This is a genomic window from Tardiphaga robiniae (assembly GCF_001618955.1).
In the GTDB taxonomy this organism is placed as follows: domain Bacteria; phylum Pseudomonadota; class Alphaproteobacteria; order Rhizobiales; family Xanthobacteraceae; genus Tardiphaga; species Tardiphaga robiniae_A.
This window is the reverse complement of the sequence record NZ_LVYV01000023.1, coordinates 281,606-296,352: the sequence shown is the minus strand read 5'-3', so window position 1 is coordinate 296,352 and position 14,747 is coordinate 281,606. Positions and strand designations below refer to the sequence as shown.

The window sequence follows — 14,747 nt, the reverse complement described above, 5'->3', positions numbered from 1 at the left end:
ACACTTACGCCGCACGGCGCCGTGTTTTCATATCCAGCCATACTGCCAGAATGACGATGACGCCGGTCACCAATGGTTGCCAACTCGCGTTGACCGACAACAGGTTCATGCCATTGAGGACAAGGGTCAGAATAAGTGCGCCGACGAACGTGCCGAACACCGTTCCAAGGCCACCGAACAGCGAGGTGCCCCCGATCAGAACCGCGGCGATCGCCGGCAGTGTCAGGCTTTCTCCGATATCGGCTTCGGCGGAGTTTAGTCGCGCAAGAAAGATGATCGACGCGAGCCCGGCCATCGCGCCCGACACTGTGTAGACCAGCAGAAGCCGGCGAGCGACGGGAATGCCCGACAATCGCGCGGCGACCGGGTTGGCGCCGATGGCATAGATTTCCTGTCCCCACGTGGTGCGCTGCGCGAAAATAGTTCCGATGGCGAGGAAGACCAGCAACAGATAGACCGGGATCGGAAGACCGAGAAAATAGCCACTGCCGATCTGACGAAAGCCAGCCGGGAAACCATGCATGGTCTCTCCGCCCATGTACCAGTAAGTGATGCCGTGCAGCACCCACAGCATCCCGTAGGTCGCAATGAAAGATGGGATTCGAAGCGCCGTGACCATCACGCCGTTCAGCATCCCCACCGCGCCACCAACGCCGATGCCGGTCAGTACCCCCAAGGTCGGCGAGCCCGTCTGGTGGATCACCGTTCCGGCAACGCAGGCTGAGATCGCGACATTGGCACCAATCGAAAGGTCGAGGCCACCTGTCAGCACCACCAGCGTCAGGCCCGACGCAATGAAGAACAGCAGACTCGCCTGACGCAGGACGTTGAGGATGTTGCCGAGACTGAAGAACGAGTTGGTCAGGATGGTCAGCGCCGCACAGATCAGAAACGCGGCGAGCAGGCGATAGAACACCTGGATCATCTCGTCGGAGAGCAACATTCTGCCGCTTGCGATCGGCTTTGAGATATCGGTCATGATCGGCTCCGCAATCCATCGACGAACAAGGCTGCAATCACCAGCAAGCCGACGCTGGCCACCTGGATCGAAGACGGCAGCGCCAGCAGGTTCAATCCGTTTCGCAACACGCCTACGGTGACCACGCCAAGCAAGGTACCGAGCAGCCAGCCATTGCCGCGTTCGAACGACGTGCCGCCGACGGCAACCGCGGCGATGGCATCGAACTCAAGACCAAGGCCAGCAGTCGGATGCCCCGAATTCATTCGCGCGGTCATCAGGAGACCGGCCAGGCCGACCATGGCGCCGCCGAGCGCGTAGACGAGGATCAGCAAGCGTCGGGCCGAGATGCCGGCGAATTTCAGCGCTTCACGGTTGCCGCCGAGCGCGAAAATGTAAGTCCCGAAACGCGTGTGGTAGAGCAATCCGTGGAAGACAAGGTAGCTTCCAAGCGCCAGTACGATCGGAAGCGGAACGCCGCCGAGCGTCCCGGAATAGACGCCGCGAACGGCCGCCGGCATGCCGACGACGCTCTGGCCATCGCTGACGATCAGCGAGAGTCCCTGCGCCATGCCAAGCGTTCCGAGCGTTGCGACAAAGGGCGGAATACCGACAACGGCCACCAGCCAGCCGTTGACCGTCCCAAACAAGATTCCAACGGCCATTGCCGCAAGCAGACCGAGCAGCAGCGAGCCAGTGGCCAAAGCGACGATGGCGACGATCAGCGAGGTTAGCGTCAACACCGCGCCCATCGACAGGTCGAGACCTTCGGTCATGATGATCAGCGTCATCGGCAGCGCCAACATCAGCAGGATCGTCGATTGGACGAGCACGTTGGAAATATTCGGCACCGTCAGAAAGCCTGGCGTCATCAGGCTGAAGACGACACACAGCAGCACCAGCATGACGGCAACGCCGGGAATCCGCTGAAGCGGATTGGTGTTTAGTACCATCGCTTGTTCACGCATGATGCATCCCCAACTTCACGATGTTTTCCTCACTCAGTTCGTGACGAGCCAGTTCACCCGCGATGCGCCCGTCGCACATGACATAGGCGCGATCGCAGACGTGGCAGATTTCTGCCTGCTCCGACGAGATCATCAGCGCAGCGGCACCATCCGCGACCAGTCGGTCGATGAGCGCGAAGATCTCGGCTTTGGCTCCGACGTCGATGCCCCGTGTCGGTTCGTCGAAGATGAACAGTTTGGCGCCGGCCGCCAGCCATTTGCCGATGACGACTTTCTGCTGGTTGCCGCCGGACAGAAGACCCACGGCCTGCTTGTCCGATGGGGTTACGATCCTCAACTGCCGGATCAGATCATAGGCAACCTGCCTGGATTTCCCCTGATCGAAGAAGCCACGCGGAAAGATCTTGCGTAGCGCGGAAACGATCAGGTTGTCTCCGACGGAGCGGATCAGAGCCAGACCTTCGGCCTTGCGGCTTTCCGGAATCAGCGCGAGCCCCAGTCTGGCCGCTTCGTCCGGACCGCCGGATTTCTCCTGGCCGTCGAACAGGATCTGTCCCGCGGTCGCCTTGTCGGCTCCGAAAATGGCCCGCACCACTTCGGTGCGCCCCGAGCCGACCAGCCCGCACAGCCCGACAATCTCGCCTTGCCGCACCACCAGGTCGATGCCCGCAATGCCCGAAGAGGAGGAAAGGCCCTTTACCTCGAGCATGACCTTGCCGGGGGTCTGGGCGAAGGTCCGTGGATAGCTCATATCGACGCTGCGACCGACCATCATCCGGACCAGATCGTCCGACGACACAGCACCGGGTTGCACCTCATCGATACGGCGCCCATCGCGCAGCACCGTGATGCGGTCACCGAGCGAGAACACCTCCGCCATGCGGTGCGAGATGTAGATGATGGCGACACCGTCCGCCTTGAGCCGCGCGATCAGCGCGAACAGCAATTCCGTCTCGCGATCGGACAGCGCCGCCGTCGGCTCATCCATCACGAGAATTCGCGCGTTCTGGCTGATGGCCTTCGCAATCTCCACCATCTGCTGCTGGGCGACGCCCAGCTTCTCGATCCGGATCGTCGGGTCTATATCGAATCCGATCGAATCCAGCACATGCCTGGCATCAGCCAGAATTTTCTTGCGATCGATCGTGCCGGGAACACGTCCTGCCGGCTCGCGTCCAAGGAAGATGTTCTGCGCGATGTCGAGATAGGGGACGAGCGAGAATTCCTGGAAGATGACGGCGATGCCGAGCTTCTGCGCATCGGCTGGCGACGTGATCTCGACCTTCTCGCCGTTGTAGTGGAACGAGCCGCTATCGGCGCGATAGGCCCCGCACAGCACTTTCATCAGGCTCGATTTGCCTGCTCCGTTCTCGCCGAGCAGCATATGCACCTCGCCTGGCCAGACCGAGAACGATACATCGTCGAGTGCCTTCACTCCCGGGAATTCCTTGGAGATGCCGCGCAGTTCGAACAGCGGCGGTGCCGCCTGAACGATCGACACGGCGGCCTTGGACTGCGCGAGCTGCGTCATGCCAGCACCGGTGCATTGGGCAAGAAGATCTTGCCGGGGTTCATTATTCCTTTCGGATCGATCGACGCCTTGATGCCACGCATGATATCGACGGCGTCGCCGAGTTCGTCCTGGAGGAATCCGATCTTGCCGGTGCCGATGCCGTGCTCGCCGGTACAGGTACCCTCCATCGCGATCGCCCGCGCCACCAACCGCGCATGCAGCGCTTTGGCGCGTGCGACTTCGTCGGGATTGTCCTGATCAATCAGGATCAGCAGATGGAAATTCCCGTCGCCGACATGGCCCACCACAGGCGCTATCAGTCCGTTGGCATCGATGTCGCGACGCGTCTCGGTGAGACATTCCGTCAGCCTTGAGATCGGCACGCAGACATCCGTGATCATGGCCTTGGCACCCGGCTTCAGGCTGAGACCCGCATAGAGCGTGTTGTCGCGGGCATGCCACAGCTTCGTCCGCTCTTCCGCCGCACGCGCCCATTGGAAGCCCTGGCCCTCATGTTCGGCGGCGATCGCCTCCGCCAGTTCGGCCTGCTCCGCGACGCTCGCCTCGGTACCGTGGAATTCGAAGAACAGCGTCGGCGCCTCGCGATAGCCAAGTTTGGAATAACCATTGATGCCGCGCATCATGACTTCATCCAGCAATTCCATCCGCGCGACCGGGATACCCGACTGGATCACTTCAATCGCGGCATCGATCGCCTGATCGAGCCGTCCGAAACTGCAGACCGCGGACGAGATCGCCTGCGGCCATGGATGCAGTTTCAGGGTAATTTCAGTGATTACGCCGAGGGTGCCCTCGGAACCGACGAACAGCCGCGTGAGATCGTAGCCGGCTGACGACTTGCGGGCGCGCTGGCTGGTGCGGATCACACGCCCGTCCGGCAGCACGACTTCGAGCGCGAGCACGTTGTCCTTCATGGTGCCGTAGCGGACGGCCATGGTCCCGGACGCGCGCGTCGAGGTCATGCCGCCGATCGACGCATCGGCGCCGGGATCGATCGGAAAGAACAATCCGGTGTCGCGCAGATGCGCGTTGAGTTGCTTGCGGGTGATGCCAGGCTGCACGACGACATCGAGGTCCCTGTCATGCACCCGGAGCACGCGGTTCATCCGCGCAAAATCGATACAGACGCCGCCAGCTACCGACGCCGCATTGCCTTCGAGCGAGGTGCCCGCGCCGAACGGAACGACCGGCATGCCGAGTTCGCCGCAAAGCTTCACGATCTCAGCGACTTGCTGCGTGGTTTCCGGAAACGCCACGACGTCCGGCGGACGGCTGGCGTGATAGGCCTCGCTGCGACCGTGATCATCGAGCACGCCGCGCGCAATCGTCGCGCGCGCTCCAATGATCTCGTTCAGACGGACCACGGCCGTCTCGGCGCTCACTGGCGCTCCCATAGCATCCTCCCCTTCCATATCAGCGCTCAGGCTCTGCGGCCCTTAATGCGCATTGTTAGCTAGACAGCATGCGCCTTATTGGCGTCTGGCTTCAAACCGAAATCGTAATTCAAATGATAGTAAGGCGTGTTCTGCATACGCCCGTCGGGAGCTTCGCCGGCATCCTTCCGGACGAATTCGCGAATGAGCGTATCTTTGACACCGAAGACGACGTCGGAGTCGAGATACTTGTCGCCCGCGACGAACACATGCGTCACCAGTTGCTCGAAACCAGGCGCCGAGATCATGAAGTGAACATGGGCAGGCCGCCACGGATGACGCCCCTGAGCCGTGAGCATATCGCCGACCGGTCCGTCATGCGGGATCGGATAGGCCGCCGGCTTGATCGACCAGAACCGGAAACGGCCCTCGGCATCGGCATGAAACCGCGCGCGCATCGCAAGATCGCCGATCTTGTCGAGCTGCTGAACATCGTAATACCCGTCGTCGTCGGAGTGCCAGACATCGATCGTGGCATTTGCAATCGGCTTGCCGTCCGGTGTCGAGACCGAGCCTGTCACGATCATCGGGTTGCCCTCCATGCCACCGGAGATGTCTTCGCCAAGCTTCTTCTCCGGGGCCGACTGGACGAAGAACGGCCCGAGCACGGTCGTGTCCGTCACGCCATCCTCGGCACCATGATTGATAGCATCGACCAGCATCGACACCCCGAGCGTATCCGAAAGCAGGATGAACTCCTGGCGCTTATCGTCGCACATGTGACCGGTGCGCGTCAGGAATTCGATGCCCTGCTCCCATTCCCTCTGGGTTGGCCGAACCTCCCGGACGAAGGCATACAGATGGCGTACCAGCGCCTCGCTGATCTGCCTGATCCGCGGCTGGCCGGCATCCGTGATGCGATCCAGTACGGCGTCGGTAATGGTGTTCTCGTTGAAATTCCGCATGGCCCCTCCTCACCCAAGCTTCGGCTCGCCGAGACCCGACAGTCGCTCGACGTGGCGCACGGTGGCGATGAAGTCGGATTCGCCATCTCCCTGTGCAACGAGGGATCCGTAGATTTCTCGCACCTGCGCTGCGAGTTGCAGCGGCACGCCGACGTGATGACCAGCGCCGATGATTAGATCGAGATCCTTGGCCATCTGCCGGCACGAGAAAGTGGACTCGAAGTTGCGCGTGGCCAGTGGCGGCGTCTTGTACTTGACCATCGGCGAGGCGACCGCGCTGTCGTCCAGGACCTTGAGGATATCCTGCCAGGAGATTCCGCCCTTGCGAGCCAGCGCGAGGCTTTCGGCCATCATTCCCGCGGACACCGCGATCATCAGGTTGACCGCGAGCTTGGCAAATCGCGCCTCTTCAGCCACGCCGAGATAGGTTTGCGCGCGCGTGAACGTCGCCAGCAGCGACTGCACCGCATCGAACGCGTCGCGCGGCCCCGACACGAAGCAGGTCAGCGCGCCGGTATGCGCAATCGCTGCATTGCCGGACACCGGCGCGCGCAGATAGGCGACACCCGTTGCCTCCGCCGCGACGCCGACTTCAGCCGATATTTCGGCGCTTACTGTGCTGGTTTCGATCAGGATCGTGCCGCGTGGCAGCTTGTTCAGCAGACCATCAGACCCAAGCACCAAGGAGCGCAGCGCAGCATCGTCAGGCAGCGAGGTAAAGATAATAGAGTGGTTTGCAGCGGCGTCCGCGGCCGAGTTGGCCGTCTGAAGCCCAAGCTGCTGTGCCAACACCATGCGCTGCTGGCCCGGGTCGTAACCGGCGACACTAATACCGGCGTCCACCATACGGCCGGCGATAGGCAAGCCCATCTTGCCAACACCGATCCAGGCTACGGCCTGTGCTTGATCTCTCGACGGGGTTGTCATGCCGCTTTCTCCTGACGTTCGATCTCGGAGACGATGCGCATGCCTGATCGCTCGAGTTCATTCTTTTTGTGGTCGAGGTTCTCCGCCAGCAGGCGTCCGCCTCGCTTGCGCCAGATGCCGTCGATCATGACCGCCTCGATATTGGTGATGCTGGACTGCATCAGGACCGTAGAAACCGGGTCATGGACCGGCCAGAGGTTAAGGTCCGTGGCGTTGATGACGACCAGATCCGCCTTCTTGCCCGGTGTGAGCGAGCCGATGCTGCTTTCAAGCCCGAGCATGCGGGCGCCCTCGATGGTGATCCAGCGCAAAGCCTCGCGTGTCGTGATTGTCGTCGCCGCTGGAATGGCGCCCGTGGCCTGCCGGCTCTCGGCATTGTCCAGCGCGCGCTGCATCGACAGTGCGATGCGGCCAACGTTGAACATGTCGCCGGGCAGCACGGATTCCAGATCGACCCCGAGCGATGGCCGCGATCCCAGCTTCAATAGCCGCCCGGTAATCGGGTAGCCGTGGCCCTGATTCATTTCATTTTCCGGCGTGACCGAGAACGACACGCCGAGATCGACAAGCTGACGCAGCAGATCATCCGGAAGATCGTTGCCGTGCACGATGTTGATGCCGGGACCGACCAGACCAGCTGCAATCAGTCTCGCCCAGCCACCCGGCGTCTTGGCAGGGCCTCCGCCCTGATGCATCGAGGCAATCAGATCGAACTCACGCGCCAGTTCGAAATCATGGATGGCAACATCCATGGTCGAATAATGTGGGCCAAGAATCGCAAGCCCGAGCGTGACGCGGTCGCTGCGGTTGGACAGTGCGCCTGCCAGAAAGAGCTCGACCTCATGGCGCGGATGCGGAACCTCGGAGAAGTGTGGCTGCCCCGGCGCCGCCTCCGGTTTCGGCGAGCCGTGGAAGAACGCGGCACGGATGCCGCTCTCTTTCAGAGCCGCGACGGCGCTATCACTGTGCGCAGGCGTTGGATTGTTGTGACACCAGTCAACCAGCGTGGTGGTGCCGCAATTGATCTGGTTCAGCGCGCCCATCAGCGTGCCGATATGGATATCCTCGGGACGGAAGACCGTGGCCAGTCCCGCATGCATGCGGCGGAAATATTCAGGCAGCGTCCAGTTCGCGGAGAAGCCGCGCAAGGCTGTCTGCCACGTATGCATATGCGCGTTGACGAGGCCGGGAATGACGATGCGGCCACGACCATCAACGATCTCTGCATCAGCGGCATCTAGGCCTGGCCGGATGTCCACGATGCGATCGCCATCAACAAGCAGGTCAGCCTGCGCGAGGTCGCCGATCGTGTCGTCCATGGTCAGGATGGTGGCGGATTTGATGAGCGTACGCATCGCCGTCATCGCAACGCCTCCGCAATGACCGGAGGATCGCCCGCCCAGGCCCGCGCGATCAGATCGCGGATGGCATCGCGTTCCAGAGGCCGCGGATTCCAATAGGCATTGCTGACGGCCAGGTCGGCGGCGCGTTCGATGCCGTCCTTCGGCATTCCCAGATCGCGCAGCGCGACTTTGGCGCCGAGGCCCTGCGTGAGATCGAACAGTCCCTGCGCGGCCTGTCCGGCGCCAAGTGCGCGCGCGACGCGAGCCGCCGCGACCGGCACTGCGGGAGCATTATAGGCCATCGCATGCGGCAGGATCACCGTGTGGGTTTCAGCATGCGGCAGATTGAACGTGCCGCCCAGCGTATGGCAGAGCTTGTGGTGAAGTCCCATGCCGACAGCGCCGAGACAGGCGCCGCACAGCCACGCACCGCGCAGTGCGTCGTCGCGTGCCGCCGCATCGTCCTCGCCAGCCGCAAGCTTCGGCAGCGCGCCGGCGAACAGGCGGATGCCCTCTTCCGCCATCAACGACACGACCGGATTGGCATCACGGGCATAGAGCGCTTCGACAGCGTGAGCGATTGCATTGATGCCCGACGTCACCGCAAACGCAGGCGGCAATGTACGCGTCAGGTCGACGTCGTAGATGACTGTTTCGGGGAGTATCTTCGGGCTCGATTGCGTGGTTTTCAGTCCCTCGCGGGTCTCACCCAGGATCGGCGTCATCTCGGACCCGGCATAGCTGGTCGGTACGACGATCTGCGGCAGGTCGGTCCGCAGCGCGATCGCCTTGCCGAGCCCGATGGTCGAACCACCGCCCACCGCGACGATCCCGTCGGCCTGCAGGGCCATGACCTGCTGCATCGCAACTTCGGTCACATCAACCGGCGTATGCATCACCGCGCCCGCATGGACACCAGCCGCGCGGTTACCGATCAGCGCGGCAATCTGCTCACCGTGAGATTTCTGTTGGACTGTCGTCAGAACGAGCGCGCGCTTAATGCCGAGTCGGTCGAGCTCGGCGGCCAGATCTGCCAGCCGTCCCGAGCCGAAGACGACTCGCATGGGCGCCGCCTGATAGACGAAGCTCTCCACCATTTCCATCCCTGATCGTCGACGCCGTTAGCGCGTTTGCGCTGCATTGCACCAAGGCATGCAGCGGATTTTCGCTACCATCATTCCCGTGCACACGTTTGTCAAGAAACTCTGCACACGTTTGTCAATTTGTGCAAGATGAGGCATTCTCACGTGATCGTTAGCGGATACGACGACGCGCGCGAGCAGGCTGGATGGCGATGCCCAAAAAAACCAAGAACACCAAGAAGACGTCACCCGCGCTTCAGGAGCGGTCGTCGCGTAAGACAATCATTGATGTCGCGAAGTGTGCTGGCGTCCATTGGTCAACGGTGTCGCGCGGGCTCAATCCCGAGAAGCGCCACCTGATCTCCCCAGAAATGATCGAGCGCGTCGAAGCTTGCGCGAAGAAGCTGGGATATCGGGCCAACGCCATGGCATCGGCGCTTCGGACCCAGCGATCTCGCACCGTCGGCGTTATTGTTTCGAACCTTGGTGACCCCGTCCATCCCCCCATAGTGCGGGCGATTGAGGACCGGTTCGCCGAGATTGGATACGTCACCATCGTCGGCAATACCGACAACCATCCGCTCAGGCAGGCCGCGCTGATCGATCGTTTCATCCAGCAAGGCGTCGAGGGGCTGATCGTCGCGACCTTCGAGCGAAACGATCCCGGCATCGCAGCCTGCGTCGAGGCGAATATTCCAGTCGTCGCGGTGTTTCGCGATCCTGAAAGCGAATTCATTCCGAGCGTCCGGGTCGACGACGCGAAGGCAATGGAACTGGCGGTTCATCATCTCGCCGAGTGTGGGCACAGGCAAATTGCTCATGTCGGCGGCCCGCAAAATGTGTCGACGGGTTACCACCGCTATCGCGGCTTTCGGCGCGCTTGCAAAGTCTTGGCTCAAGACGGAGTTACGCCCACTGCCGTCTTCGGTGAGGCCTTTACGGTCGAGGAAGGCGAGTTCGCTTGCGAGCGTTTGCTGGCGGAGAATCCCAATATTACAGCGATTGTGGCCGGCAACGACATGCTGGCCGTAGGCTGCCTTCGGCACCTGAGAAACAGGGGCATTTCATGTCCCGGCAGCATCTCGCTGGTCGGCATGAACGACATGCTGTTCATGGATGCGATAGCACCGGCACTGACGACCATCAGTACGCCAACTGCGGAGCTGGGAACGCAGGCGTCTCACATCCTTATTGCGATGATTAAGGGAACGCCGGTTCAAAACGATCGGATCGTGCTGAAGCCGGTTCTGCTCGCGCGGGATTCTGTCGCCGCGATCAAGCTGCCGACCAAGACACGTTCGTCAGATTTTTCTGACGCGGCCAAAAGAGAAGTCAGAATACGGCACCGGGAAAGCTAAGCGAAACTTGACGCACTCTGCAGCGCTGGCATCGAAGGGCGGCGCCGAATCTGGGTGCTCGACCGAAATCGGAGACTTCCGCAGCAGCCGCGTGAGCGTTTGACGCACCTGCCCGACGCCCGACGCGTATATCGTGAAGTAACGCCAACGGGCCTGCAGACGCGTCGCGTGCTGCAGGCCCGCCTTCTTACTTGGCCGCTCCGTCCGTCGACATCGCGACGAGCTTGCCATAACGCTCCGCATCGCTGCGCAACTCGGCCTCGAACGCTTCCGGCGTCGAGCTGGCGATGTCGGCGCCCTGCGCGGCGAACTGCTTGATCAGGGCCGGATCGCTGAGCGCCTCGGCGAGATCGCGCGCGATCTGGCTGACGATGGGTTTCGGCACTGCCGCGGCGGCGAGCATGCCGAACCAGCTATCGTAGGTGAATTCGGGGAGCCCTGCCTCGGCGAAGGTCGGCACATCAGGCAGTTGCGCCATGCGGCTCTTGCCGGTGACTGCCAGTGCGCGCAACTTTCCCGACTGGATCAGGTCGCCACCGACGCCGAAGAAAGTGAAGGCAACCGAGGTGTCGCCGCGCATGATGCTGATCTGGGATTCCGGCAGTCCGCGATGCGGGATCAGCACCATCTTGGTCTGCGTGAGATGCCTGAACAGTTCGGCGGCGATACCGGTGGAACTACCGACGCCGGCAGAGCTGTAGCTCAGCGAATCCGGCTTGGCCTTTGCCGCGGCGATCAATTCGGCCAGCGTCTTGAACGGCGCATCCGGCGGCACGATCAGGATGGACGGCGTCGATCCGACACGGCTGATCGCAGCGAAATCCTTGATCGGATCGAAGTTGAGGTTCTTGTTGACCACGCCGATCACGCTATGCCCGTTCGAGGTCAGCATGATCTGCGAGCCATCGGTCGGGCCTTTGGCGACACTGCTGACACCGGCGATGCCGGGCCTGTTCTCGACGATGACCTGCTGCTTCCACTTCGCAGCAAGCTTCTCGGCCACCGAACGGGCAAGGATGTCGGTGAGGCTGCCACCCGAAAACGGCACGATAATACGCACGAGCTGGTTCGGATAAGTCTGCGCAATGGCTCCGCTGCCCATCAGTGCCGCAGTCGCGGCGAGGCCGGAGCCGATCATGAATTGTCGGCGATCCATCTTTTTCTCCCTGAGAAAACCAAGTGCCGGGCTTTCAGCCTCTGGCGGTGTTGGGCAGCGGCATTGCAAGCAACACCACCGCCGGTCGTTTCGTCTCGTTGCGCAAGGCGCGCGTCTCGTTGGGCGCGATGCGGCAGGAATCCCAGGTGCCCAGGGTGGCGATGCCATCCGGCGTCTCGAAGGTCACCTCGCCTTCGAGGACGACATAGAACTTCTCCTCCGGCGAGGCCGAGGGCGTGAGGCCGCCGCCCGGCAGAATCTGGCTCATGCCGAGCCACATCACATCGCCCGGCCCGGCGTCGCGGCCCTGCAAGCGGAACATCCGCATGTCATTGTGGCCAGGGGCTTCGTAGCGCGGGGCATCGTTCAGGCGGACGACATGCATGGCTTCACCCGTTCGGCTGAAAAACGAGACGGTCGCGCGAGGAGCCGAGCACGGCGACATAAGCCTCTGCAGCGCGCTGCAGCGGGTAGATCGCGTCCGGCTCGATCGGAAACGGCTTCAACGCGCCGCTGGCGAAACCCGGCACCAATTCACGCAGGATCTCGCCGGCTTCCGGCGATGACAGCGACAGCGAGTCGACACCGAAGAAGGTGTGCTTGCCGCGATAGAAGGCGAAGATGTCGAACGGCACGGTGGCCTTGGTGGAGGCAATGAAGATCTGGCGGCCGAGATGCGCGAGCGATTTCGTGCCGGCGTCGTAATAGGGCTCGCCGACGGTATTGTAGACGAGGTCCGCGCCCTTGCCGCCGGTGAGTTCGCGCACCGTCGCAGCGACGTCATTGCGGCTGGAATCGATGACGGTCACCTCGCCATGGGCATGGCCAGCATATAGCTCGTCCTTGCGGACGACGCCGATCACGCGGGCGCCCTGCCATGACGCGATCTGCGTCGCCGCCTGACCGACCTTGCCGTTGAGGCCAAGAATCAACACCGTCTCGCCGGGTTTCGGCATGCCGCTGCGACGAAAGCCTTCCTGCGCGGTGACAAAGGGCACACCGATGCCAGCCGCCTCCGCGAGGCTGATGTTTGCCGGCTTCTCGACCAGCGCAGACGCTTCGACCACCAGATGCGTGGCATGGGTGCCGTCGCGGCCGATCCCGAGTTGGCCGGACGAGCCGAACACTTCCTTGCCGATCAGGTCGGCCGGCCCGTCGATCACGACGCCGGCGAAGTCACGACCAGGCGTACGCGGAAATACGGCATGCGGCATCAGACCGAGCGTCGCCTTGGCGTCCGACGGATTGATCGCGGCGGCCTTTATCTCGACCAGCGCATCGCCTGGCCTCGCGCAGGCGAGTGTGCGTTGCTCGATGCCGAGCGCCACATTCTCGATGCGATCAGCCTTGACGGCGACCCGCAGGCAGTTTGCGGTGACGCTGGAGGAAGTCTTGGCGGCTGCAGTCATTTCAGTCCTCGAATGCTGTGTTATGCGGCGCCCGGCAAATCGAACAGTGCGCGTGCTTCAGCAGGCGTCGCGATCTGCGCGCCGAGTTCCTCAATGATGCGGCGTGCCTTGTCCACCATCACGGCGTTCGACGGCGCCAGTACGCCGCGGCCGAGCATCACCGCATCTTCCAGACCGGTGCGGGCATGACCGCCGGCGAGCACCGATTGCGCCACCATGGGAAATGTGGAGCGGCCGATGCCGATGGCCGTGAAATGCGCATCCCTCGGCAGCAGACCGCGTGCATACAGCACCGTTTCCGGCGACGGCTGGAAGCCGTATTTCACCCCCATCACGAAGGAGGTGAGCGCCGGGCCGCTGAGCGTACCATCGGCGAGGAGATCGTGCAGAAGTGCGATATCGCCGGAATCGAACAGTTCGATCTCGGGTTTCACGCCGGCCTCGCGGATGACCTTCGCCATGCGGCGCACATTGCCGGGCGTGTTGATCACCACCTGCCCGCCGGAATTCATGGTGTTGAGATCGAGCGTGCAGATATCGGGCTTCAGCGCCGTGATATGGGCGACGCGTTCTTCCGGGTTCATCAGCGTGGTGCCAGCGGCGGCGACCTTGGGATCGTCCTGCGAAGGTACGAAGCGACCGCCGGGACCGGTGGTGATGTTCAGGATCAGGTTGCGATTGCGCGCGCGAATGCGTCCGACGACGTCCTGATAATATTCGAGCTTCATCGACGGTGCGCCGGTGCCGGGCTCGCGCACATGGATATGCGCAACTGCCGCGCCGGCTTCTGCGGCACCGAGGCAGGCGTCGGCGATTTCTTCCGGCGTGATCGGCAGATGCGGGGTCTGGTCCGGCCGCGTCAGATTGCCGGTGACGGCGCAAGTGATAACGATCTTGTCGAGCATCGGGCGCATCAATCTCTCCTTACAACGCCCGGCCGCCGTCGACGACGATCAGCGAGCCGGTGGAATAGGTCAGGTGGGTGGCGCAGGCCGCGATCGCACGGCCGACATCCTCGGCCGTCGCAACACGCTTGAGCGGGATGGTCCCCGCGACCTTTTCGAGCGCGGCCGCGTCGCGGCCCGGCACAAAGTCGGTGGCCACCACGCCCGGCGAAACCGCCATCACCCGCACGGCCGGCGCCAGCGCCAGCGCAAGCGACTTGGTCATGGTGTCGATACCCGCCTTGATCGCCGCATAAGCCAGATTGGAGCCGACGCCATTCAGCCCCGCAATCGAGGAGACGTTGACGATGAGCCCGTCGCCGCTCGCCTTGAGCAGCGGCGCAAAAGCACGGATGGCCGCGAACTGGCCGCGCCAGTTCACCTTGAACATGTCGTCGATAAACTCGTCGGTCAGCGCATCGAGATCGCCGATCGGGATCGGCTTCGTGTAGCCCGCGGTGTTGACGAGAATATCGCAGCGACCGAACGCTCGCTCCACCTCGCCGGCAAGCGCCGTCAGCGTTGCGCTATCTTCAACCACCGCGCGTCTGGCGAGATGGCCCTCGCCCGGAAGGCCGGCCAGCAACGCGTTGGCGGCTGTCTCGCCGGAGCGCCAGGTCACGACGACACGGGCGCCTTCGGCGGCCAAGGCTTGCGCGGCCGCGGCGCCGATGCCGCCCGAACCGCCGATCACCACGGTTACCTTGTTCGCAAGAATATCGGACATCGA

14 protein-coding genes are annotated in these 14,747 nt (G+C 62.7%); 1 reads left to right on the top strand and 13 read right to left on the bottom strand.

The annotated features are described in order from the left end of the window. Positions 1 to 4 precede the first annotated feature (4 nt). Genes A4A58_RS18975 through A4A58_RS18940 form a run of 8 tightly spaced genes read right to left on the bottom strand, consistent with a single transcriptional unit; the run spans position 5 to position 9,165 of the window. Positions 5 to 979, bottom strand: coding sequence for an ABC transporter permease (locus A4A58_RS18975; RefSeq protein ID WP_068734911.1), 975 nt, complete (start codon positions 977 to 979; stop codon positions 5 to 7). Further along, positions 976 to 1,926: an ABC transporter permease gene (locus A4A58_RS18970; protein WP_068734909.1), complete on the bottom strand. Its 951-nt coding sequence runs from the start codon at positions 1,924 to 1,926 to the stop codon at positions 976 to 978. The genes A4A58_RS18975 and A4A58_RS18970 overlap by 4 nt, the downstream gene beginning before the upstream one ends. After that, the gene (locus tag A4A58_RS18965) at positions 1,919 to 3,457 is read right to left on the bottom strand and encodes a sugar ABC transporter ATP-binding protein (protein ID WP_068734907.1); all 1,539 of its coding nucleotides are present in this window, start codon (positions 3,455 to 3,457) and stop codon (positions 1,919 to 1,921) included. The genes A4A58_RS18970 and A4A58_RS18965 overlap by 8 nt, the downstream gene beginning before the upstream one ends. Continuing rightward, positions 3,454 to 4,854 carry an FAD-linked oxidase C-terminal domain-containing protein gene (locus A4A58_RS18960; protein ID WP_068734905.1) on the bottom strand — a complete coding sequence of 467 codons (1,401 nt, stop codon included), beginning with the start codon at positions 4,852 to 4,854 and terminating at the stop codon, positions 3,454 to 3,456. The genes A4A58_RS18965 and A4A58_RS18960 overlap by 4 nt, the downstream gene beginning before the upstream one ends. 59 nt (positions 4,855 to 4,913) lie before the next feature. After that, positions 4,914 to 5,798 (bottom strand): intradiol ring-cleavage dioxygenase, encoded by an 885-nt coding sequence (locus A4A58_RS18955; RefSeq protein ID WP_068734903.1) that lies wholly within the window; start codon positions 5,796 to 5,798, stop codon positions 4,914 to 4,916. A 9-nt stretch (positions 5,799 to 5,807) separates the two neighbouring features. After that, the gene (locus A4A58_RS18950; RefSeq protein ID WP_068734901.1) at positions 5,808 to 6,725 is read right to left on the bottom strand and encodes an NAD(P)-dependent oxidoreductase; all 918 of its coding nucleotides are present in this window, start codon (positions 6,723 to 6,725) and stop codon (positions 5,808 to 5,810) included. Then, complete coding sequence (locus A4A58_RS18945) at positions 6,722 to 8,089, bottom strand: amidohydrolase family protein (RefSeq protein WP_081421955.1); 1,368 nt, start codon at positions 8,087 to 8,089, stop codon at positions 6,722 to 6,724. Before A4A58_RS18945 ends, A4A58_RS18950 begins: the two co-directional genes overlap by 4 nt. Further along, positions 8,086 to 9,165, bottom strand: coding sequence for a maleylacetate reductase (locus A4A58_RS18940; RefSeq protein ID WP_068735378.1), 1,080 nt, complete (start codon positions 9,163 to 9,165; stop codon positions 8,086 to 8,088). Before A4A58_RS18940 ends, A4A58_RS18945 begins: the two co-directional genes overlap by 4 nt. A 191-nt stretch (positions 9,166 to 9,356) precedes the next feature. Here A4A58_RS18940 and A4A58_RS18935 point away from each other — a divergent pair, with 191 nt between their 5' ends. Further along, positions 9,357 to 10,508, top strand: coding sequence for a LacI family DNA-binding transcriptional regulator (locus A4A58_RS18935; protein ID WP_068734899.1), 1,152 nt, complete (start codon positions 9,357 to 9,359; stop codon positions 10,506 to 10,508). Between the two features lie 187 nt (positions 10,509 to 10,695). On the opposite strand, the gene A4A58_RS18930 is transcribed toward A4A58_RS18935, so the two are convergent. The 5 genes from A4A58_RS18930 to A4A58_RS18910 are packed head-to-tail and all read right to left on the bottom strand — an operon-like array spanning position 10,696 to position 14,744. After that, the gene (locus A4A58_RS18930) at positions 10,696 to 11,664 is read right to left on the bottom strand and encodes a Bug family tripartite tricarboxylate transporter substrate binding protein (protein ID WP_081421954.1); all 969 of its coding nucleotides are present in this window, start codon (positions 11,662 to 11,664) and stop codon (positions 10,696 to 10,698) included. A gap of 34 nt (positions 11,665 to 11,698) precedes the next feature. Next, the gene (locus tag A4A58_RS18925) at positions 11,699 to 12,049 is read right to left on the bottom strand and encodes a cupin domain-containing protein (RefSeq protein ID WP_068734895.1); all 351 of its coding nucleotides are present in this window, start codon (positions 12,047 to 12,049) and stop codon (positions 11,699 to 11,701) included. 4 nt (positions 12,050 to 12,053) lie between these two features. Continuing rightward, positions 12,054 to 13,073 (bottom strand): quinone oxidoreductase family protein, encoded by a 1,020-nt coding sequence (locus A4A58_RS18920; RefSeq protein ID WP_068734893.1) that lies wholly within the window; start codon positions 13,071 to 13,073, stop codon positions 12,054 to 12,056. Between the two features lie 20 nt (positions 13,074 to 13,093). After that, entirely contained in the window at positions 13,094 to 13,978 is an 885-nt protein-coding gene (locus A4A58_RS18915) for a 3-keto-5-aminohexanoate cleavage protein (RefSeq protein WP_068735375.1), read from the bottom strand. Positions 13,979 to 13,997: 19 nt separating this feature from the next. Continuing rightward, complete coding sequence (locus A4A58_RS18910) at positions 13,998 to 14,744, bottom strand: SDR family NAD(P)-dependent oxidoreductase (RefSeq protein ID WP_068734891.1); 747 nt, start codon at positions 14,742 to 14,744, stop codon at positions 13,998 to 14,000. Positions 14,745 to 14,747: the final 3 nt, after the last annotated feature.